We start from the raw sequence: 21,391 nt of genomic DNA on the forward strand, positions 1-21,391 counted from the left end.
ACATGGAGCACTCAAAGATATTTTGATATTTGAGACAGTTTTTCTACACTGTAATTTAAACCACCTTCCCTGTTTAAGGTAGACCAGAGAGTTCTATACTGTTCAGTTATTTGTTCCAATTTTTGCTTCAGATGAGTCTTTCTCTCCTCTGGTATTAGCGAGATATTTTCATTCTGCTTTATAAGTATCAATAACTCCATCCCCAAAACCAACATTTCAGCATTGTTCATGATCTGCAAAATGGTGAGTTTTTCAGATTCAGATTCTACTTTTATCATAAATTCAGATAAATTGTGAATAATTGTGTTTGCAATTTGTATTGCATCTTCGGTATTTTTGACATCTTCATCATCAATTTCGCTCAAGTATTTTGATATTCTGTGTGGAAATACAAGCGATATAAAATATGGGCTTGCATTGTGTAGTTTGAGTTTTATGTGATTGTAAATTGTACCAAGATTGTAGACAGATTCTGCTATGGGAAACTTTGTCTTGAACACATGAGTGTTAACTTCTTTCAGTAATTCATCATTTGTCAAATTCTCCGATAGATTCCAACCAAGTGGTGCTGCATAACCAAGACTTATCATAGAGAATGGCAAATGTTGATGGTGACCATTGTCACCCCAGTCTGTTAATAAAAAACCAATAGAGTTGTACTTTTGGCCATTTGCCAGGGCGTTTTTGATATTTGCAAGAGCATTATCGCTCCTACCGGTGAAAGAATCCCAGGTAGAAGTACCTGGGCAAACATAAAACGTAACACCCTTAGTTGCAAATAATTTGCATTCTTCGCTATAGGGATGATCAGCTTCGTATCCCCACAATAGAGCAATAACGTCATCCGGTAGCTGTTCAACAAGTTCAGGATATTTTTTTATAATATCCCCCCAAAACATCATAGTCTTCCCGCGTTTATTTAATATCTGGTAGATTTTTAGCAGAAAATCGAGATATACCCTTCCTTTTCCATATTTTTCACACAACTCTTTTGATTTTCCCAAGCCAAGATCGTACGTTTCGTCGGCTCCAATATTGACCTTGGTACTTGTAAAGTTAGGAAGAAGTTCGTCAAACAGTTCACTCAAGAAGTTCAGTGTTTCTGGTACGGCCGGAGAGAGAGAAAACGGTCCGTACTTTTCTCCCCAAGGAGTTATGAAGCCATCTGGACATTCTGCAAGGTATCTGTATTGATTGTGTTTAAGCCATTTACCAAGATGCCCAAACGAGTTTTGATTTGGGACAAGTTCGATGAATCTTTCTCTACAATAATCATTGAGTTCTTGCACTTCTTCTGAGGTGAGTGGTGTATAATCCTTCCAAACCAATTCATGATTATTGTAAGCAAATGTGTGCTCTGTGTAGAGTTGAAACTGGTTGTATTTGAGTTCAGACAATGTGTTTATTATTTTTTTTAATGTGTCCATATTTGGTATTCTATCCCTGCTTATATCTAGCATAAATCCGCGATTTTCGAAGTCTGGTTCATCTTCTATGATCATCGTAGGTATTCTGCATTCGTACTCTCTCATCATTTGAATTAGAGATTGTAAGCTGTAGAAGATACCCTGAGTCGTTTTTGCCATTAAAACAATACCAGCGGGTGTTATTTTGATTTTATAACCCTGTGAATGTGATACCAGGTTTGAATTCAAAATGATTCTTATCGTTGTAGATTTATCATTGAAACCCGTGAGTGAGAATCTTTTTCCATATCTGGCCAGCTCGTTTTTTAAAGACACAGCAAGTTTAAAGGATTCTGGCAAGGTGAAAATCTTACCTTCAACGGGAATTTCAAAAATGTCGTTTAGTATAGTGATTCTCTTCAGACGAGGTAACATATCCCAATCTCCTTTCCTTCGCATACAAGTATTCAAATTTATGCGTGATTTAATTGTTCCTAAACTGATCTCTCAAATTCTGTACAACCTCATTTTTGACTGAAGATATTAGCTTTATTGCCATCACCAACGCTCCGCCAACAGGAGGGAGATATGGCTCTTGAAGTGAAATGCCAAAGTTTTTTTTCACAGATTCCTGTACAAGATTGAAAAAATATGGTTCTTCGAAAAGTCCTCCGGTATAAGATAAAAAATCACTGTGAATGGATTTCAAAACGGGTTTAATAGCATTTATGAGTTCTTTGATACTCCTTTGTATAATCATTCTGGCTACATGATCATTTTCACGAGCACATTTCAGAACAAACGGTGCAAAAGAAGCAAAATGACTCTTGGGATGCCTGTCAACATAGAAATATCTCAATACATCATCCACACAATGAAAATTTAGGACTCTCTCTACATGATGTACAAGGTTAGTAAATTCACCTCTGTTTTCCCAATATCTCATTACTTCTTTAACGGCCTCAAAAGCTATCCCATAAGCGCCCCATGTATCACCTACTACGTGTCCCCATCCTCCTGTTCTAAAAATATTACCATTTTCATCTGTACCAATGATCATAGAACCAGTGCCAGCAACAATTATTGCACCGGATTTTTTGTTATGTCCCAATGCTCCCATTAAGGCAATTAAACAATCATTCACAACCATGAGTTTTCTTGCGGATATAACTGACTTCATCAGTTCACATAATCTATCGCAGCTTTTTTTGGAGAAACCTGCACCAGACAACCCAAGAACGCCTGCATCTATTTCGACTGGATCTTGTCCCATAGCTTTCAAACATTCTAATATAGTTTCTTTCAATTTTTCGATTCCTATGTCGAGATGGTTTCCTGGTCCTCCTGAAACGGAAGAGATTATTATCCCGTTTTCATCACATAAGGCTAGTCGAGTTTTAGTTCCACCAGCATCTATTCCGAGAAATCTCATTTTTATACCTCCTGATATTTTACAGACGCATCAATTCGCAAGATATTAAAGATAATAATTTGTCCTCAGTATTGTCTGCATAAGGAGATGCTAACCATTCATAACCACTTTTCACATTCTTTGGTACTACGTATGAAGCAGGAGAATTCGCATAACATACTATAAAGGCAAATTTAGCTATTGACGAAACGAGATTGCAGAATCCAAAAAATAGTTCGAAAGGAACGAAAATAAATTTAAGTGAATCAATCATGAGAAAAGATATTGTGGTCCTTTCCCTTTTTGATAGTCGACCACGTTGCTCAAGTAACATTACACCTGGTAAATCTCTTTTATTTAATGAGACTCCTCCGATATCCTTTTCGACGCTTTCTACCTCAAAATCAATCTCTTTCATTGAGAGTCTTTCTGGTACGCAGGTTTGATACACAACATATGGGGTATATTGTTCAAGAAAGATGTCTGATAATCTCTCAATTTCTGCAAATGATCTTTCCTTTCTTGTTTTGTGTGTACTCAAATCGCCACAACAAGAATTAAGAAAAACAACTGGGTATCCATCTTTCATCTGCAATTTTCTTCTTATTGCTCCAGCTATGTCACTCGAATATAGTAAATTTTCTGGGCCAAGAACAGTAGGATGACAAGAAAATAATGTTATTGAGAATCTTTGTCTCACAGTTTTAAATTCAATTAAATTGGCAGGTACTTTCGTACTATTCTGTTTGTTTCTAAAATCACAAATGCCGGATATCTCGGATTGTTTTACAATCAATTCGTTCAGGTTAGCCGAATTTTGCTTTGCCTTGACTAAGGCCTCCCTTGCTGATGATTCAAGAATATCCTTGACAAGACTTGGTTTTGGTCCGGAATGTGTATGAGTAGCAACAGGTATAAGTCTTATACCATCTATTTGTTTTGGGAATGCCTTTGGAACTGTGAGTAAATCGAATATTAATATTGCTATTTCAGTTTCATTCTTGTTTAAATAAATACAGAATAATTGTAATGGATCATGATAACCAGCAGAAACTCCTTTTCTAAGGATATAACCAGCCATTTCCAACCCTTTTGGGAAAGAAAGATCCATGCTTGAAATGCCGACTTTTATCATATGATCACACCCTAATGATCTTTTCATCCCTTTAAACCACCACTCAACCCTTCCACATACCATTTTTGACACATCAAGAAAACGATCAAAATCGGTATAGTTGCTACAATCATTCCTGCACACAATAGACCCCATCTTGTAATATTGTGACCTCTAAACATGGCAAGCCCTAAATTGATTGGCATCTTCGAGTAATCTTGTATCACCAGAAGTGGCCAGAAGAATTGACCCCACGACCACAGAACTTTGAAAACTATCATAGTTGCAATGGTTGGTTTCACCATTGGCAACATGATTCTCCAATAAATGAAGAAATCATTTGCACCGTCAACTCTGGCTGCTTGTTCAAAATCAAGCGGAATAGATAGAAAAGCCTGTCTGAACATGAATACGCCAAATCCACTTGCCGTGAAAGGGATTATAAGTGATGCCAGTGAGTCATACATGCCCATGCGGATGACTATTATGTACATCGGTATTGCAATAGCATAGAATGGTATCATGAGTGTTGACAAAGCCAGCCAAAAAAGTACCTTTTTCCCAAAAAAATTTTTCCGTGCCAGAGCATATCCAGCCATGGAATCAAATAAGATACTCACAATTGTCACTGTTATCGCTACAAATAAGCTGTTCAAAAGCATAGTGCCAAGGGTAACATTTTCATCTATCACCCTTGGATAGTTCCATGCTGCACTGTAATTATCAAAAGTGATTGCTCTTGGCATGAATGAATAAGATTCTATGCCTGTATCTGGTTCTACAGATCTTACAACTACCCACAAGAGTGGTAAAAGTGTAAAGGCGCATGCAGGTATAACAAAAATGTACTTGATCAACAATGTCCATTGATTTTGTTTTTTCATAGATTTCACTCCTAAAAAATAAGATCTTCCCTACCGATTTTTCTTTGAATGAATGTTAATACCATGATGATAATGAGTAATATAACACTGATTGCTGATGCATAACCCATTTGAAATTCGCTAAATCCTTTTGTGTACAGATAGTTAACTATTGTCGTTGTTGAATATCCCGGTCCTCCACCCGTCATTATGTAAATGGGTGTGAAGACTTGAAAAGAGCTTATCAGTGAGGTTGTAATCACAAAAAAAGTAGTCGGCCTCAAGAGAGGTAAAGTTACTTTAAATGTGATCTGCCACTTCGAAGCACCGTCCAATGCTGCTGCTTCATAGAGTTCATCTGGAATATTTTGAAGTCCTGCCAGAAAGATGAGCATTCTGTATCCAAATCCGCTCCAGATGAGAACTATTCCGACAGCAATCAAGGCATATCTGTAATCACTTAACCATTCTATAGGCTTCATATGTAACATCATCAACAGCCTGTTTGCTATACCTGTTGTGCTTGAAGAAAAGATCAGTGACCAGATTATACTCACAACTACCATTGAAATAATATTTGGAATAAACAAAGCAAGTCTGAAGAAATTTCTACCTTTAAATGGTTTGTTCAGCAAAAGAGCAAAGGCGAGTCCCAGTATGGTGTTACCAGGAACATATAAAACCGTGAAGCACAGAGTATTAAGAATAGATCTGAGAAATATTTGATCTTTCAACAATTTAGTATAATTTTTCAATCCAACAAATTCCGCAGAATTAAATGTTATTATACTGAATTCTTTGAAGCTCAAAATTACCACCCATACAATGGGGATAAAGAGAAAAACAGTAAAAACAATATATGCAGGTGCACAAAAAGTATAAGCGATCAGATTTTCTCTCAATTTTTTTCTCATTTCTATTATCACCTCATAGGCTTTCCAACAGGCTTGTACTAATCAAAACAAGAGAAGGCCGAAGCCTTCCCTCGATTTTTCACCAAGTGTAACCTTTATCTTTCAAATGTGACTCAAGTTCTTTTTGTGCCCTTTCCAATCCGCTTTCTAACGATATTTTGTCGGAAAGTACATCTTGGATTGCTGCTCTTATTATTCTTGTGAAAGCAGAATATTCTGGATGTTCAACCCATGGTCTTGAATCGGACATCTGTTCATCAAAAGCTTTCATTATTTTGTCACCGGCAACGTACAATTCAGCAGAATCTAGCCTTGAAGGAATAAATCCCGCAACATTACAATATTCCAGCATATTTTCTTTACTGCACAACCACATTAAAAGTTTTGCTGCTTCTTCTTTGTGCTTTGCGGATGAGGGTATGACAAACACATCGGCGCCGTAATAAGAAGTTTTTTTACCAGTCTCTGGGTTCGTCGGTAATACAACAGCACCGATCTTATCACCAAGTTCTTTTCTCAAAGCCGTCCCTGCATCACCTGTATCGATGTACATTGCTATCTGACCAGCTACAAGCTGTCGACGAACATCAGCCAGGTTAGCGTTCACAGCTCCTGGTTGAACAACTTTGTATGTTTTGAACAAATCTACAAAAAATTTTGCACCTTTCCGAAATGCGTCAGTTGTAATAGCTGGGGCGCCATTCTCATTTATCATGTGTCCACCAGCTTGCCATACCCAAATCATCAATTGATATGCATACTGAGCAGATGCCCCAAAACCATACACATCAATTTGTCCATCGTTGTCTCTATCAAAGGTCAAGCGCTTTGCATATTCAAGAAAATCGTTCCAGGTCCAGTTAGATGATGGTTCTGGTAAACCTCTCTCTGCAAGAATATCTTTTCTGTAGAAAATAACACGTGTATGGCAAAAATACGGAATACCCACAATTTTTCCACTCATTTCCTCTGGTTTATTCATTTTGTAAGTACTTCCTAAAAGAACCGATTCCGGGAAAGCTTTTAGAAAATCTTTTGGCAAATATTTCTCAAGGGGTTCAATTGATTTCGACCAAGCTAATGCATGCTCACGTGGTGACCCTACTTTCGCCAGATCTGGTGCTTTACCTGACATTATCGCAACATCGAGTTTTGTATGTGGATCTTCTGCCCAGGGAATTACCACCAAGTTAACTTTAATACCTGTAGCTTCCTCAAATGCCTTTATATGTTTTTTTACGACCGGAAGGTCGAGTTGTGGGTCTCCCCCGGCAAACCAAAACGTCACTTCGGTTGCTAAACAGATCGTTAAGGTCAGGAACACTACCGATAAAACAAAAAGCTTTCTCATAACAAAACCTCCCTTCTGCCTTTTGGCAAATAACTCAGAAATCCTTTTTCAATTCATGCATCTGCTTAAGAAAAGTCTCATTTCTTCGTTTTTGAATACTTCATGAAATGCAAAAATGCATACACCATCTGCTCCAGAATTCTGTGCAATTTTAATTGCTTCAACAACCTCATGTGTTCTTATATTGTTGTGTGCTTGAATTCCAATCACTACTCTTGATTTACCCATAGCTATCTTGTGAGTTGCCTTAGTTATGTCTTCGATCCATGAATTTGATCTGTTAAAATCTTGATGATAAGCCATGGGTAACATGAGATCACATAATTCTGCGAAATCTTGATATCTTTGTCCACAATGTATTGATGCAAAATTCCTTTCACTTGGGTTTGGATCACCTCCTTCTGGAATAAGAGCTGCACTAAATATGATAGAATCTCTCATATTCTTGATTAATTGCGATGTCGCTTGTGTGAAGTCTTTGACATCATCAACCCTTAACTCTACCCATTTGATGACGTCAGGATCTCCATGTTCAAATGCGTCTAAGAAGCTTCGACCATCACCGTTTCTGCCCCAAGTTTGAATTGCTTTTTTAAGAAGTTTTTCACCATCTAAATCAAAGATACGCAATCTGTGAATCTGGGAAGGTCCCCATCCCCATGCGCCATTGGGATATCTTATGTAATCTAAATGAATCCCTTCAGGTTCGTAATTACTTACAATTTCTTTGATCAGAGAAAAGAAATATTCCCTGTAATTCTGATCAGTGAAATCTACTACGGACGTGGATACTCTGAAACAAGTGTGTTCGCCCAATCTATATTCATGAGACAGCTCTTCAAGTGGTATCCCCCACATACCAGAGCTGGGGTTTAACTTGAGATAAGATTTATCTTGTGACACAATAAACCAAGCATGGAGTCTTATGTTCAACTTTTTGCATATTTCTGAAGCTTTTGGCAAGACCGCATTATTCTTTGAAACGCTTATGGCAATTTTAGAAGGCCAATATACCGTCCCTGTAGTTCCTTTTGCAAGAATGAATAAGTCTGTAAAGCCCATCTCTTTCAATTCTTTGACAGCTTTTTCCACACCATACTCCGATAATGATGAACTCCAGGACCAGATGCCTTTTACGTAATCTTGAAGATTTTCACTCATACTCAATACACCTTCTGAAAATCTAACTCAAAGCATTGGGATGTATTTTCTATACTTCTCCACCAATAATGCATTTACTTCATCTCCTTGTGGTACATTCGCGCTGAGAAATACAGGAGGCTCTATTCCATCTTTTTCAAAAAGTTTGACAATCTCGGCCATAACGGAATCTATGATGAATGCGCCACATATCGTTGAAAGTGGTCCAACGGTAATATTGTTCATTTTCAAAGATGCGTCTCCATATGGAACATGATTGTCAATGGTTAAATCAGCAACTTCATACAATTTTTTGCCTAGTTCGTTTCTCGCAGTCACGTTCTTTGAATGTTCAACGGATGTGACTGCTGCCACGTATGCACCTATTTTCTTGGTACTTTCAGCAAATGTCACAGCGACTGAATTAGAACCAGAATTGGAAAACACGATGACTACATCACGAGAAGAAATAGGTAAATCAGAAGCTATTGCTTCTCCAATACCATCTATTCTTTCAAGTTTTGAGCTCAATACAGCTCTTTCATGAAGCATTAGTGAACCAATCAATACAGGATATACTGGTGCTATTCCACCAGCACGATAGAAAATTTCTTCCACAAGTATGTGAGAATGTCCAGTACCAAAAGCATAGATGAGTCCATTGGATCTTATTGCTCCGTACGCTTTTTCTGCAAGAATTTCGATCTTATTTGTTTCTTTTTCAATAATTTGTTTAAGACTGGCATTGATCTTTTGGTAATATTGATTAATTAAATTCATGGTATTGCGTTTGGAAAATTCATTTGTCACAAAAAATTCCCTCCTTGTACTTAATGAATGAACACATTCTGTGGTACAGCAATCTCACTTGAATTCTTTGAAAGTATTTCTAAGTGCTTCTTCTATTTCAGTATTGAGAATTGTCCCCGCCCTGAAAACACATATACCTTCGGCATTTTTGTCAATACAATCATTGATAATTTGTGCAAGTTCATCCCCTGTTACTGGAGAATAACCTTGAAGTCCTAAAACAAGTTTGGTATTTGCTTGAATCTGTTGCCTTGCTCCAGTGAAGATCTCTTCCGTAATCCAGGACGAATCCTTACCATAATCTCTGTGATAAGCCATGGGTACGATCATTTCGCAATCATCTGAAAAAATCGCATAATTCTGACCGTAGTGAACTAATCCAAAGGCTTTCTCAGTACTATCAAGACTTGCGGGTTCTGGCATTAAAGCAGCACTGATTATTACGTCTGATTTTACTTGTTTGGCACAACTGGACAGATCTTGAAGAAATTTCTGGACTATTTTTGATCTTATCTCAACCCATTTTGTAACCGTTGCATCCCCACTAATATATGCATTTATGAAAGACTGGTTATCGCCATTTGTTCCCCATGTTTGAATGGCTAAATTCTTGAGGTACTGAATATCCAACTCAGTAAGACCATTTTCCATAGCTGTTTGGATTTCCGCTGGCCCCCAACCCCAAGCACCTGTTGGGTATCTTATGTAATCAAAGTGCAGTCCATCTGGCTTATAATCCTCCATGACCTCGCGTATGAGTGATTCCATATATTCTCTGTATTCATCAAAACCAACAAAATCTACAGTTTTTCCTGCTCTTTGAGGATCCCCATCCACTGTTTTTGGAATTCCGTACATCTTGCTCTCTGGATAAGTTGAGGTGAATGTCTGATCTTGGTTGCAGACAAACCACACGTGTAACCTTAAGCCGCTTGTTCTACAAAATTTCGATGCTCTGGGCAGAACAGTTGTGTCTGACGAAAAACCCAACGCGATTTGAGATGGCCAATTAACTGTACCAGAGGTTCCCTTAACAAGGAGTAATATGTCAGTGAAACCGATCTCTTTAAGCTGCTGTAGAGTATTTTCAACTCCAAGATTAGCAAGTGTGCTTCCCCAGACCCATACTGCCTTTATCTTGGCAGGCCATGAAAAGGGTAACAAGGCTTTTGATAGAATTACATCGTTTGGCAATTTCCCAGTATCAGAAAATTCCTTCAAAATTTTTGACACTGTTGCGATAAAAACATCAATTGATATTTTCCTTTGTGATCCATTAATGTTTATTGGAACAACACTCGGCAAGATTTTATTTTTCTCAATTTCGCTTGCAAACCATGATAGGGCAGTACGGAAATCCGACATTGTACACGTTGATGATGTACTTTCAAGTTCAAAATCTCCAGCTTCAAAATTCGATGGCAAAGCGGTTTGAATATATGGCACACCACTTGGTCTCTTGTTAGAATTAAGCAATTCAACTGTATATTTGGCCATAGCATACGATGCATCGTTTAGATTTATACTGTTTGGAACCTTTCCTTTGGCTTGCCATACCTTTTCACATGCTTCTGGTAACCTCTGATACATGTCAACTTGTTCAGCTATAGTTTCTGCTAACATCAATACATCATCACTTGCAAATGTTTCTTGAAGCTTATTATTAGCAATTACAAAACAACCAGTTAATACAAATGCCGATAACCCCACAGCAATCAATATTAGACCCTTCTTCATACTATCCCTCCCACCAAAAAATCACGTATTTTTCTTGAAACTGTGATTCAGAATAACTGTTTTGGACAAATTTCTTGGTTGATCTGGATTTAAACCCTTACGTTTGGCAATAAATAAGCCCAAAAGTTGTGCAAAGATAATTTGTATAAATGCATCACGACCGTCCTCAGCAATTGGTGAACGACAAATGATTGAAGCTCCAAGCTCTCTCATCTCATCCAGCAAATTCATTTCTTCTTTTTCGCTCTGGCCTGATGAATACAGGACGATAACTATGTCATTAGTTACGAGTGCCTTTGGGCCATGCCTGTATTCAAGAGAGGAAAAAGCTTCCGCCATACTGAGGGACATTTCCTGTAATTTTAACGCGGATTCTCTTGCTATGCCTTCATATATCCCAGAACCAAGAAAGACGTAATGATTTGCTTCAAGCAAAGTTTGGTTTTCTTCCAATTGACACGACTCTTTGACAAATTCATTTGAATTATTAACAAGTTGATTGTATTTAGGCTCTTTACCAGAAATTTTGTCGCTTATGAAAAATAGACTCAACAACATGCAACTGAATGATTTAGTCATAACTACTGACTTTTCTTCTAATGGTAGAGTTAAGCATAAACTACATACTTTTTGAAGGTCACTTTTTCCATCGAGTGTGATTCCGAATGTCTTTATGCCAATTTTGTTCAACTTTTCCGCTGCAAGCACGGTTTCTGTTGTGTTCCCCGAACGAGAGATCATCACGGCTGAATATTTGAGTTTTGTACTGGTCATCACTCTAATATCAGACAACAACAATTCACCACTTGGAATTGCTTTTGTTTCTATGCCGGTGACACGAGAGAAATATTTACAAGCTGAGATGCCTAAGTAATATGATGAACCACAACCAACAAAATAAACTACATCACTGTCAATGAGAAAGCACGGAAAAGAAGAGATCGGTAATTGATTCAAATATGAAAGTACTTTTTTGAATTCTCCAGGTTGACTGAGTATTTCTTCTTTCGTGTACAATCTACCCTCACCTCTTTGGTCAAAAAACTAAGCGATTATTACATTTATTCCAATGGATCTAAATTTTCTGGCCTGCTCTTGATCGATGCCATTGTCAGTAACAAGTACATTGACTTTCTCTATATTGCATATTTTGTAAGGTGCCACTTGATTTATCTTTGTGCTATCAACAGTTAAGATCACAGTTTTTGATTTTTGAATTATTAACTCAGCAAGGTTTCTTTCTTCAAAATCAGCAACAGTTACACCTGATCCAAGCCCTACCCCACTTGCTCCAAGTACATAGCAATCAAAATACAAATTTTCAAACAACTTTGACGCATATCCACCAACACATTCAAACGATCCATGACGTACAACTCCACCTGAATGTATTAGATTGAAAGTCTTACTCAGGTTTATGACAGCCCAAGCAGTTGTTATTGAATTTGTTGCTATATTCAAAGAATGAATTGAGCTGCTTTCCAAAGCTTTGATGACGTAATAAACTGTTGTACCGCCACCAACTGCAATTGTCTGTCCATTCTTGAAAAACTCTACAACCTTTTTTGCTATGCATTGTTTTTCGTCTTTTCTAATGTCTAAATTTTTGAAAAACGGAGAATCACCCGTTATGGTTTTAAGAACAGCGCCACCTCGTGTCCTTTCAACCAAACCCTGGGATTCCAGAATATCAAGATCGCGTCGAGCAGTTATTACGGATATATCAAAGGATTTGCAAATATCATTAATGCCTATCTGACCGTATTGCCTTAATGTGGTTAGGATCGCCTTCAATCGTTCTTGCCGGCCCACTATATCACCCCTTTTCTATCTTCGATCAAAATCGATCATATAAATATCATTTTTTATAACTATATATGATCCATAATGATAATGTCAATAGCCACTTTTGTCGATTTTTATATTTTGAAGTGAAAAAAATGGCGGTTGTTCGTCCTTTCCACCTTGACTCTCAAGGTTGCTTGGCCTTTCGTGGGGTTTCTGGGGTTTTTGAGTGACAGGCATAAAACAGTTTTGAGAATTTAACGAACGATGTAAAAACCTGAAGATGGCATTAGTTTGTCAAAAAATCGATAGTTTTTTTCAATATTTCCACAGTTTTGTGATCTTTCAGCACAAACTCAAAGCCGTGGTTGCCTTTGGGGTGTAATAGTAATTTTGCTGTGCATCCTTTTTGCCTGAGTTTTTTAAACATCTTTACAGAGCTCGTGTATGGAACAACGGAATCTTTCATTCCATGAACAAGTAGGATTTTAGAAGACATTGATGTTACGTAATTTACTGGAGAATACTTTTCGTAGATATCTTTAGATTTATTTGGCAATTTTGATTGTTGCCATAGCGGAAAAGCGCGCAAAAATTGATTCAGATTTCCATATATCCATGAGATCGCAAGGTGTGTAGTAAGCTATTATTTTGTCGACAAGATTCGTATACCTCAATCCGGTTAAAAGGGCAAGGTGGCCTCCAGTGGATAGGCCCATCAGGGCAAATTGATCTTTGTGGAGATTGTCGAATTTTTTCTTCAAAAACAGTACTGCATTGAGAAGTTCTTCGACCAGTTTTTCTATCTCCTGGATATAGCCTCTACTGTACCTTATTGCCGCCACAATGAATCCCTGTGACACCAAAAATAACGCCAAGATCGAATAATAAATCTACCAAAGTTTTTAAACCAATGGAGAAAAAATTATCCGAGAGAAATTAAAAATTAAATATAAGAGTTTTTTGAGAATATATCTTAAAAACAGTAAACAAATGAGTAGGAAAAAATTATAGACCAAAAACATACCAGAAAGCGCAAATTGATTCAAAACTAGGATAGAGTATTCCTAAACACAGGGTCAATTCAAATGCTTACCTACTCCAAAAGGTGATGTAGCTGTCGCGTTAGACAATGTGATTATAAAGAAACAATATACTTTCGATCATCAAACATTGATGTCTATAAGAAAATAAGAAACAACGAAACTATCCAGAAAAAAAGCGGGCATTAAGCCCGCTTTTATTTTACAAACTCACTGGCATTACTGGAACATCTTCTGGTACGATCAACTTTGCCTCAGTAAACTTCACAACTTCATCTACGGTTGTTTGAGGTGCGAGTTCTTTTAAAATTAAGCCATTCCCTGTTACTTCGATAACCGCCATATCTGTAACGATTAAATCAACACGCCTGATCGATGTCAAAGGTAATGTACATTTTTTGACAATTTTTGGTGCGTTGCCCTTTGCAACATGCTGCATTGCAACTATAACCTTTTTTGCGCCTGTAACAAGGTCCATCGCTCCACCCATACCCGGAACCATTTTACCTGGTATCATCCAGTTTGCAAGATGACCTTCTTCGTCCACCTGCAAAGCCCCGAGGACCGTTGCATCAACATGGCCGCCTCTTATAAGACCAAAAGAAACTGCCGAATCGAAAGCACAGGCGCCCGGCAAAAATGTTATCGGCGAGCCACCGGCATTTGTCAAATTAGGATGTTCATACCCACTCATTGGTGCAGGTCCCATACCAAGTATTCCATTTTCGGACTGTAGAAAAATTTCGACTTTTGGAGGCAGGTAATTTGCCACCAGGGTTGGAATGCCTATACCCAGATTTACGATATCTCCATCTTTGAGTTCAAGTGCCACCCTCTTAGCAATTACAGCTTTTGCAAGGTTCTGATCCTGTATCATCTGGCATTCCCCCTTACAATGTAATCTACAACTGCGTGTGGTGTATGAATTTCATTTGGTGAAAGCCCTCCTACTGGAACGAATTCTTCAACTTCTACTATCGTAATCTTTCCAGCAAATGCCATCAATGGGTTGAAGTTTCTCGAAGTGAGATTGAAGAAAAGATTTCCATAGAAATCAGCTTTTTGAGCCTTTATCAGGGCAAAATCAGCCCTTAGGGCTGGCTCAACGAGATATTCTTTATCGTCAATGACTATTTTTTGTTTTCCATTCTCAACAACTGTACCGACACCAGTAGGTGTCAGGATCCCGCCAAGGCCAAATCCACCTGCACGAACTTTTTCAGCCAGTGTACCTTGCGGTACCAATTCCACTTCAAGAGTACCTTCGATCATCTGCTTTTGTGTTTCTGGATTTGTACCAATGTGCGAAACAATCACTTTTTTCGCCATTTTATTGACTATCATCTTCCCGATGCCTTTGTCTGGAAAGGCTGTATCATTAGCGATGATGGTGAAGTTTCTTTTGCCACTTTTTACAAGAGCGTCAATGAGTAATTCAGGTGTGCCATCTCCAAGAAATCCACCAATCATCAGCACGGCACCATCTGGTATCATTTCTATGGCCTGTTCGACGGTTATGGCTTTGTTTTTCATCTTAATGGGACACCTCCTATACTATATATTCCTTATGATGATTGCTGTACCCATACCTCCACCTATACAAAGGCTTGCAAGTCCTAATTCAAGATTGCGCTTTTTCATCTCATAAAGTAATGTCACCGTTATTCTATTGCCGCTTGCTCCAATTGGATGACCGAGTGCGATAGCTCCACCGTTTACATTTACTCTTTCTTCAAGCCAGTCATCTGTCACACCATGTTCATTTTTCAGATCTTTCAGAACAGCTATGCTTTGAGCAGCAAATGCTTCATTGAGCTCTATCAATTGAATATCTGTAAGTTTGAGATTCGCACATTTCAAAGCCTTTGAGATAGCTCCCACAGGCCCTATACCCATTATACTTGGATCAACCCCGTGTTGAGCAAATGCAATTATTTCTGCCAGAGGTTTTAAACCATATTTTTTCACGGCATCTTCGCTTGCAAGAACTGTGGCAGAAGCACCGTCGTTTATTCCCGAAGCATTTCCAGCAGTAACAGTACCATCTTTTTTGAAAGCTGGCCTGAGCTTTGCGAGTGCCTCGAGTGTTGTGTCGAATCTTGGATGTTCATCTGTGTCAAAGATTTTGTCGCCTTTTCTATCCTTTATCACAAATGGGACGATTTCGTCTTTGAACCTGCCTGTCTCGATAGCCTTCCTTGCTTTCATCTGGCTTTTGTAAGCAAACTCGTCTTGTTCTTGTCTTGTAATTCCGTATTTTTCTACCAAGTTCTCGGCGGTAACACCCATGTGATACATGTTGAAAACATCTGTAAGCCCATCAAAAACCATGTGATCTATTATCTGACCATCGCCAAGTCTGTAGCCAAACCTTGCCTTCGGCAACAAATATGGTGCGGTACTCATGCTTTCCATACCACCAGCCAGAACTATTTCAGCTTGATTTGCCATGATATCTACCGCGCCTATCATGATGGCTTTCATCCCAGATCCACAGAGCATGTTCACGGTATACCCCGGTTTCTCTGCGGGGACACCGGAGTAAATACTCACCTGTCTGCCTGGCCCCATTCCTTGCCCAGCCATTAGTATATTTCCGACGATTGTTTCATCTATCCATTCTGGATTAACATTTGCCTGCTCAATAGCCGCCTTTGATGCCGCAACTGCAAGCTGCACAGCAGGAACATCTTTCAAACTACCACCGAATGTACCTATAGCCGTTCTCTTAGCACCAACAATGTAAACCTTTCTCAATTTATTCACCTCCTTACAAAATGAGTATCAGCAAGCTTGTTACAACCCCACTCCATATCAAAGCCATTACGCAATACCCCATGATGTCTCTTATATCAAGTTTTGCAACTGAAAGTAGTGGCAAAGCCCAGAATGGCTGAATCATATTTGTCCATGCATCGCCCCATGCAACACCCATAACAACCTTTGGTATAGAAGCGCCTATTTGCTGAGCTGCCTGCGTCATTATTGGACCCTGAACAGACCACTGACCTCCGCCTGATGGAACAAACAGATTTATCAAACCTGCACTCCAGTAAGAGAACAGAGGTAAAGTTCTTGCAGTGGAGAAAGAGGCAAACCAGTTTGCAATTGTTGCAGCAAGGCCAGAATTGATCATCATACCCATAATTCCTGCATAAAATGGAAATTGTATGACAACTCCCCAGACAGTTTTTCCAGCCTCGATCGCAGCATTTATAAAATTCTTTGGTGTACCATGCAGCAATAACCCGATCATAAGAAAAATAAAGTTGAGTATATTCAAATCAAGAGAACCACCTTTTACAAAGAAGTAGTAAAAGATGTAAACCAGACCTATTAAACCTATGATCAAGGACAAAACAGGACTATTTTCCATCTTTTCAGCAGGTGTCATATCAGACCATTTTTTCTTTGCGATTTCTTTTTTCTCGGCAAACACAGATGGATCTACTTCTATAACTTCTTCTTTTTTCGGATGCATTCCAGCCATGATGAATGGCAATGTGAAAAGCAATACCAGGACAGGCACATAACCTACAGGAGAGAAAATTGTCTGCGAAACAGGTATCAGACCAATCTGCTTTTCCAAAAAGTGCCCTTTTGTATTAACCAGAAGTGGTGCAGATGCTGAAAGCCCGGCGTGCCATACAAGAAAGCCAGAATAAGCAGAAGCAACAAGCAGCGGATAGTGCAGGCCTTTCCCTTTCATATTTTTTGCTATTTCAATTGCCAGAAGCGATGTAAAGATCAAACCAAACCCCCAGTTCAAATAACTCGTGATGATCATAACCACACATGCCAGTGCAACAGCTTTAAATGGTGTGTTGGCAGCTTTCGCAATCGTTCTTAAAATAGCTGCCATAGGTTTGGTCTGAGCCAGAATGTGTCCCGTCATGAGCACCAAACACATCTGCATTGCAAAAGAAAGTAAGTTCCAGAAACCATCGCCCATGTAACGAATCATGTCAATAGGGCTTTTGTGCTGGATAAGCATACCAAGCACAAAAGTTAGCAGCGTCAGAATAATAGCAAAAATCAGAGCATCAGGTAACCACTTTTTCGCAAACCTGGAAAAAGCACTACCCAGAACCCTAAGCATACTCTCACCCTCCTATTGTGAAAAATGTGACAAAATGCAACGAAATTATACCACTATATTTTTTCTATTTCAACAATATTCATTCTGTATAAATTAACTTAAGCTAACTGTGCAAATAGAACATAAATTAAGTTTTATACAGGCTCATTTTTGAGAGATAATCGTATCTGCAAACAAATCATTTTTCCAATAAATTCATCAATTAATGGTTTAATATCTGAACAACAGTCTTGACAGATATACTGTAATGTTGTAGTATTACAGTATGGAGGTAAGTCAATGTGGTTCACCTTAGATTTTTCTTCACATGTTCCTGTTTACAAGCAAATAAAAGAGAAGATAAAGGGCTTGATTAACGCAAATATTCTTAAAAAAGGTGAATTTGTGCCTTCTATCAGAAATCTTGCCGAGGATTTAGGTGTGAACATAAATACAGTCGCCCGGGCATACAGGGAGCTGACTATAGAAGGGGTCCTTGAGCCGGTTAGGGGTGAAGGCTATATAGTTCGAAAACTAAACAGAGATGAGTTCACAAAACAAATTCTTTCCAAACTGGAGCTTCAAATAGAATCATGCAAAAAAGCAGGAATTTCTTTTGAAGAACTTTACAATCTGTTAGAGAGAATCTACTGGAGGGATAAAAATGATCCTGAAAGTTGAAAATTTGAGGAAATCTTATAATTCAAAAATAGCTGTGAATGATGTTTCTTTCGAAATCGAAAAAGGGCAGATTTTTGCATTGCTTGGCCCAAACGGTGCAGGAAAAACCACAACAATAAAATGCATCCTTGGATTGAGAAAGCCTGATTCGGGAAAAATTTTGCTGCATGGCAGTTATGCATATTTGCCGGAAGAAAAGGAACTTTACAGATATCTCACTGTGAAAAAAACAGTACAGATAACTTCTCAAATTACAGATAATTTTTCTTCACAGAAGGCGCTCAATTTTCTCGAAGAATTTCAAATACCACTGGATGAGAAAATTTCTAATTTATCGCATGGCATGATGACACAGACTTACATTTCTCTTATATTTGCTCAAGATGCTGATATATATTTCATGGACGAACCAACGTGGGGGCTTGACCCAATAATGAGAAACAGGATACTCGAACTGATAAGACAGCTTTCCTACGAAGGAAAGACAATTTTTTACACCAGCCATATTCTCGCGGAAGTCGAAAAACTCGCAGATACCATAGCAATAATGGTTAATGGAAAGATAATCGAACTTGACGAAATTGACAATATAAAAGATAAGTATGTGGTATGTATTACGCCAAAAGGCAAAAACCCGGGAGGTTTCCTTTACAAAAGTACCGACAGAGAAAATATTTACATAGTGAGAAAAGAAAAAGCCGAGGGAGTTGTCGAACCAGCAACATTCGACATGATCTTTGAAGCTATTGTAAAGGGGGCGAAATGATGCTTAAAAAAGAGTTCTATGATATGAGACTCAGAACTTTTGTAATACTTTTCTTGGGAATAGGGCTTTTTTTCACACTTGCTCCATTACAAAATATCACTGTAGAAATGCTTAAACAGTATTCACAGGCAGAAAATCTACCAAAATCCCTTGAAAAATTCTTTCCCAAGGGTATCGTTGAAAACCTGAGCGATTGGAACTTTTATATATACAGTCAGTGGTTTGGAAAAAACCTCGGACAAATGATTCCTATTCTGGCAATTATAATGGCATTTCCTCTATTTTCACGTGAAAACGAGAATGGCACAATAGAATTTCTGCTTGCAAGAAGAAGCAGGAAGGAAATCTTTCTATCAAAATCACTTCTGGCATCTTTTGTTTTATTTTCTCAAATGATTGTATTTTCCTTGCTACCGGGAATATACTCTCTTGTTGCAAATAAAGATCTGGCTTACAGATATCTGCCGGCTTTCGTTGTCCACACTGTAGTTGGCGCATTTTTCTGGTTTTCGGTGACCCTGTTTTTATCTGTTTTGTCCAGCGATCAGGTAAAACCTATTCTTATTTCATTTGGCCTTTTAGCCGCAACTACAGTGGCCGGAATGATCAAACCGCTGAGATTTCTAAACACATATTCTTACATACTTGGAAGTGAGATATTTCAGAGTGGAAAAATGAATTTACCGTACACTTCCGGGTTGCTGTGCATTACAGTGGTTTTATTTGTCATCAGTTATTTTACATTTCTAAAAAGAGAATACTGAAAGGCGGTGTTAAAATGAGAAAGTTTCTTTTGCCAATATTGCTTATAGCTGGTCTAACTTTTGGGTCGAGTTACGAGCAGAAAGCCCTGCAGTTCATCACTCTATTATCATCGAATGATTTTGAGAACGCACAGAAAATGGTCTCAGATGTGTTTTTGAATGCCCTAAATCAATCAAGTCTTACCATGGAATCATTCTGGAACACTTTAAATCAACAGGTTGGAAAATTGGAGCAGGTAAAAAGAATTAAGCTTTCCCAGGAACAGGGTTATCAGGTAGTTTATGTTGCATGTGAGTTCGAGAAAGCATCACTTGATGCAAGAATAGTTTTCGACAGAGACGAAAAAATAGCAGGGCTTCAATTTCTGCCCTATATCGGGGAAGTTTCATATCAAGAACCAGAATATGTTGATAAAAACAGATTTTATGAAATCGAATGTACCGTAAAAAATGATAAATGGGAACTTCCTGCCATTTTGACAGTCCCAAAAGGTGAAGGACCTTTTCCCGCAGTTGTTCTGGTGCATGGTTCTGGCCCGAATGATAAAGACGAAACAATAGGTCCAAACAAACCTTTTAAAGACATTGCCTGGGGGCTCGCAAGCAAAGGAATAGCGGTGCTCAGGTATGACAAACGCACCAAAATCTATGCAAAAGAAAGCTCCGAAATGATCGGCACTTTCACAGTCAATGATGAAACCGTAAATGATGCCGTTACAGCAATTGATCTATTGAGCAGTTTTGACATGGTAGATAAAAACAAAATATTTTTGATTGGACACAGTCTTGGCGGTACAGTTGCACCGAGAATAGCAACTATGACAGATAAACTGTCCGGTTTAATACTTATGGCTCCTGCTGCTCATGGATTTTATGCTGAAAATCTTTTAAGTCAACTTGAGTATATTTTCTCGCTCGATGGAAAAATAGATGAAACAGAATCAAAACAACTCGATGAGACAAAACAGCAACTGGAACGCATCAAAAGTCGTCAGATGGAACAATCCGAGGTTTTGATTGGCGCTTCAAAAAAATACTGGGAAGATCTGCTTGATTACGACCCACTGAAAGTTGCGCGCAGTTTGGAAATACCAATTTTAATACTCCAGGGAGCAAGAGATTATCAGGTCACAATAAAAGATTTTGAGATGTGGAAAGAAGCCCTTTCAGAAAAGCAGAATGTATCTTTCAAGTTTTATGAAAAATTAAACCACCTCTTTATGCCGGGCGAAGGCCCTTCAACACCTTATGAATACCAAAAACCAAATAATATACCAGAAGAAGTGATCGAAGATATAGTTCAGTGGATAAAGACAATCAAGTGATTTACAAAGCAATAAATTATTCACCATTCAGACACTTGAAAAGTACCAAACATCTGATAGAATCTCATTCAGAATAAAGATTCGCTCCGGCGTAGCTCAACCGGTAGAGCGGGTGGCTGTTAACCACTAGGTTGGGGGTTCGAGTCCCTCCGCCGGAGCCATTTTGATGTCTGTTTCAAACTCCTTTAAAGTGTCCTTCCGAC

General features: G+C 38.4%; 21 protein-coding genes and 1 tRNA gene. 5 read left to right on the top strand and 17 right to left on the bottom strand.

Translation table 11 applies throughout. The features are described from left to right. Positions 1 to 11: 11 nt before the first annotated feature. From TLET_RS07930 to TLET_RS08005, 17 genes are all read right to left on the bottom strand, one after another. Complete coding sequence (locus TLET_RS07930) at positions 12 to 1,841, bottom strand: beta-N-acetylhexosaminidase (protein ID WP_012003575.1); 1,830 nt, start codon at positions 1,839 to 1,841, stop codon at positions 12 to 14. Between the two features lie 49 nt (positions 1,842 to 1,890). After that, entirely contained in the window at positions 1,891 to 2,838 is a 948-nt protein-coding gene (locus TLET_RS07935) for an N-acetylglucosamine kinase (RefSeq protein ID WP_012003576.1), read from the bottom strand. Positions 2,839 to 2,857: 19 nt separating this feature from the next. Next, the gene (locus TLET_RS07940) at positions 2,858 to 3,979 is read right to left on the bottom strand and encodes a hypothetical protein (protein WP_012003577.1); all 1,122 of its coding nucleotides are present in this window, start codon (positions 3,977 to 3,979) and stop codon (positions 2,858 to 2,860) included. Then, positions 3,976 to 4,815 carry a carbohydrate ABC transporter permease gene (locus tag TLET_RS07945; protein ID WP_012003578.1) on the bottom strand — a complete coding sequence of 280 codons (840 nt, stop codon included), beginning with the start codon at positions 4,813 to 4,815 and terminating at the stop codon, positions 3,976 to 3,978. Before TLET_RS07945 ends, TLET_RS07940 begins: the two co-directional genes overlap by 4 nt. 11 nt (positions 4,816 to 4,826) lie before the next feature. After that, on the bottom strand, positions 4,827 to 5,708 hold the full coding sequence (locus tag TLET_RS07950; protein ID WP_012003579.1) for a carbohydrate ABC transporter permease: 882 nt from the start codon (positions 5,706 to 5,708) through the stop codon (positions 4,827 to 4,829). A gap of 79 nt (positions 5,709 to 5,787) precedes the next feature. After that, a complete protein-coding gene (locus tag TLET_RS07955; RefSeq protein ID WP_012003580.1) occupies positions 5,788 to 7,059 on the bottom strand; it encodes an ABC transporter substrate-binding protein in 1,272 nt (423 codons plus the stop codon). A gap of 48 nt (positions 7,060 to 7,107) precedes the next feature. Then, positions 7,108 to 8,220 carry a glycoside hydrolase family 10 protein gene (locus TLET_RS07960; RefSeq protein ID WP_012003581.1) on the bottom strand — a complete coding sequence of 371 codons (1,113 nt, stop codon included), beginning with the start codon at positions 8,218 to 8,220 and terminating at the stop codon, positions 7,108 to 7,110. A gap of 27 nt (positions 8,221 to 8,247) precedes the next feature. Further along, positions 8,248 to 9,009 carry a sugar isomerase domain-containing protein gene (locus TLET_RS07965; protein ID WP_012003582.1) on the bottom strand — a complete coding sequence of 254 codons (762 nt, stop codon included), beginning with the start codon at positions 9,007 to 9,009 and terminating at the stop codon, positions 8,248 to 8,250. A 54-nt stretch (positions 9,010 to 9,063) separates the two neighbouring features. Further along, positions 9,064 to 10,746 carry a glycoside hydrolase family 10 protein gene (locus TLET_RS07970; RefSeq protein ID WP_012003583.1) on the bottom strand — a complete coding sequence of 561 codons (1,683 nt, stop codon included), beginning with the start codon at positions 10,744 to 10,746 and terminating at the stop codon, positions 9,064 to 9,066. Between the two features lie 21 nt (positions 10,747 to 10,767). Next, positions 10,768 to 11,763: an SIS domain-containing protein gene (locus TLET_RS07975; protein WP_012003584.1), complete on the bottom strand. Its 996-nt coding sequence runs from the start codon at positions 11,761 to 11,763 to the stop codon at positions 10,768 to 10,770. A 27-nt stretch (positions 11,764 to 11,790) separates the two neighbouring features. After that, a complete protein-coding gene (locus TLET_RS07980; RefSeq protein ID WP_012003585.1) occupies positions 11,791 to 12,558 on the bottom strand; it encodes a DeoR/GlpR family DNA-binding transcription regulator in 768 nt (255 codons plus the stop codon). Positions 12,559 to 12,820: 262 nt separating this feature from the next. Next, positions 12,821 to 13,090: an alpha/beta hydrolase family protein gene (locus TLET_RS11085; protein WP_049753364.1), complete on the bottom strand. Its 270-nt coding sequence runs from the start codon at positions 13,088 to 13,090 to the stop codon at positions 12,821 to 12,823. Next, the gene (locus TLET_RS11090) at positions 13,080 to 13,376 is read right to left on the bottom strand and encodes an alpha/beta fold hydrolase (protein ID WP_228369009.1); all 297 of its coding nucleotides are present in this window, start codon (positions 13,374 to 13,376) and stop codon (positions 13,080 to 13,082) included. The genes TLET_RS11085 and TLET_RS11090 overlap by 11 nt, the downstream gene beginning before the upstream one ends. Before the next feature lie 400 nt (positions 13,377 to 13,776). After that, positions 13,777 to 14,451: a 3-oxoacid CoA-transferase subunit B gene (locus tag TLET_RS07990; RefSeq protein ID WP_012003586.1), complete on the bottom strand. Its 675-nt coding sequence runs from the start codon at positions 14,449 to 14,451 to the stop codon at positions 13,777 to 13,779. After that, positions 14,448 to 15,107, bottom strand: coding sequence for a CoA transferase subunit A (locus TLET_RS07995; protein WP_012003587.1), 660 nt, complete (start codon positions 15,105 to 15,107; stop codon positions 14,448 to 14,450). Before TLET_RS07995 ends, TLET_RS07990 begins: the two co-directional genes overlap by 4 nt. 21 nt (positions 15,108 to 15,128) lie before the next feature. Next, complete coding sequence (locus TLET_RS08000; RefSeq protein ID WP_322785204.1) at positions 15,129 to 16,340, bottom strand: acetyl-CoA C-acetyltransferase; 1,212 nt, start codon at positions 16,338 to 16,340, stop codon at positions 15,129 to 15,131. A gap of 4 nt (positions 16,341 to 16,344) precedes the next feature. Beyond that, entirely contained in the window at positions 16,345 to 17,673 is a 1,329-nt protein-coding gene (locus TLET_RS08005) for a short-chain fatty acid transporter (protein ID WP_012003589.1), read from the bottom strand. Positions 17,674 to 17,952: 279 nt separating this feature from the next. On the opposite strand from TLET_RS08005, the gene TLET_RS08010 reads away from it, so the two are divergent. The 5 genes from TLET_RS08010 (at position 17,953) to TLET_RS08030 (ending at position 21,349) form a co-directional block, all read left to right on the top strand. Then, positions 17,953 to 18,333, top strand: a complete 381-nt coding sequence (locus TLET_RS08010; protein WP_012003590.1) for a GntR family transcriptional regulator — start codon at positions 17,953 to 17,955, stop codon at positions 18,331 to 18,333. After that, complete coding sequence (locus tag TLET_RS08015; protein WP_012003591.1) at positions 18,317 to 19,099, top strand: ABC transporter ATP-binding protein; 783 nt, start codon at positions 18,317 to 18,319, stop codon at positions 19,097 to 19,099. The genes TLET_RS08010 and TLET_RS08015 overlap by 17 nt, the downstream gene beginning before the upstream one ends. Next, complete coding sequence (locus TLET_RS08020) at positions 19,096 to 19,863, top strand: ABC transporter permease subunit (RefSeq protein WP_012003592.1); 768 nt, start codon at positions 19,096 to 19,098, stop codon at positions 19,861 to 19,863. The genes TLET_RS08015 and TLET_RS08020 overlap by 4 nt, the downstream gene beginning before the upstream one ends. 14 nt (positions 19,864 to 19,877) lie before the next feature. Further along, positions 19,878 to 21,188, top strand: a complete 1,311-nt coding sequence (estD, locus tag TLET_RS08025) for an esterase EstD (RefSeq protein WP_012003593.1) — start codon at positions 19,878 to 19,880, stop codon at positions 21,186 to 21,188. A gap of 85 nt (positions 21,189 to 21,273) precedes the next feature. Next, positions 21,274 to 21,349: transfer RNA gene (locus TLET_RS08030), tRNA-Asn, on the top strand. Positions 21,350 to 21,391: the final 42 nt, after the last annotated feature.

This window comes from Pseudothermotoga lettingae TMO (assembly GCF_000017865.1).
Classification (GTDB): domain Bacteria; phylum Thermotogota; class Thermotogae; order Thermotogales; family DSM-5069; genus Pseudothermotoga_B; species Pseudothermotoga_B elfii.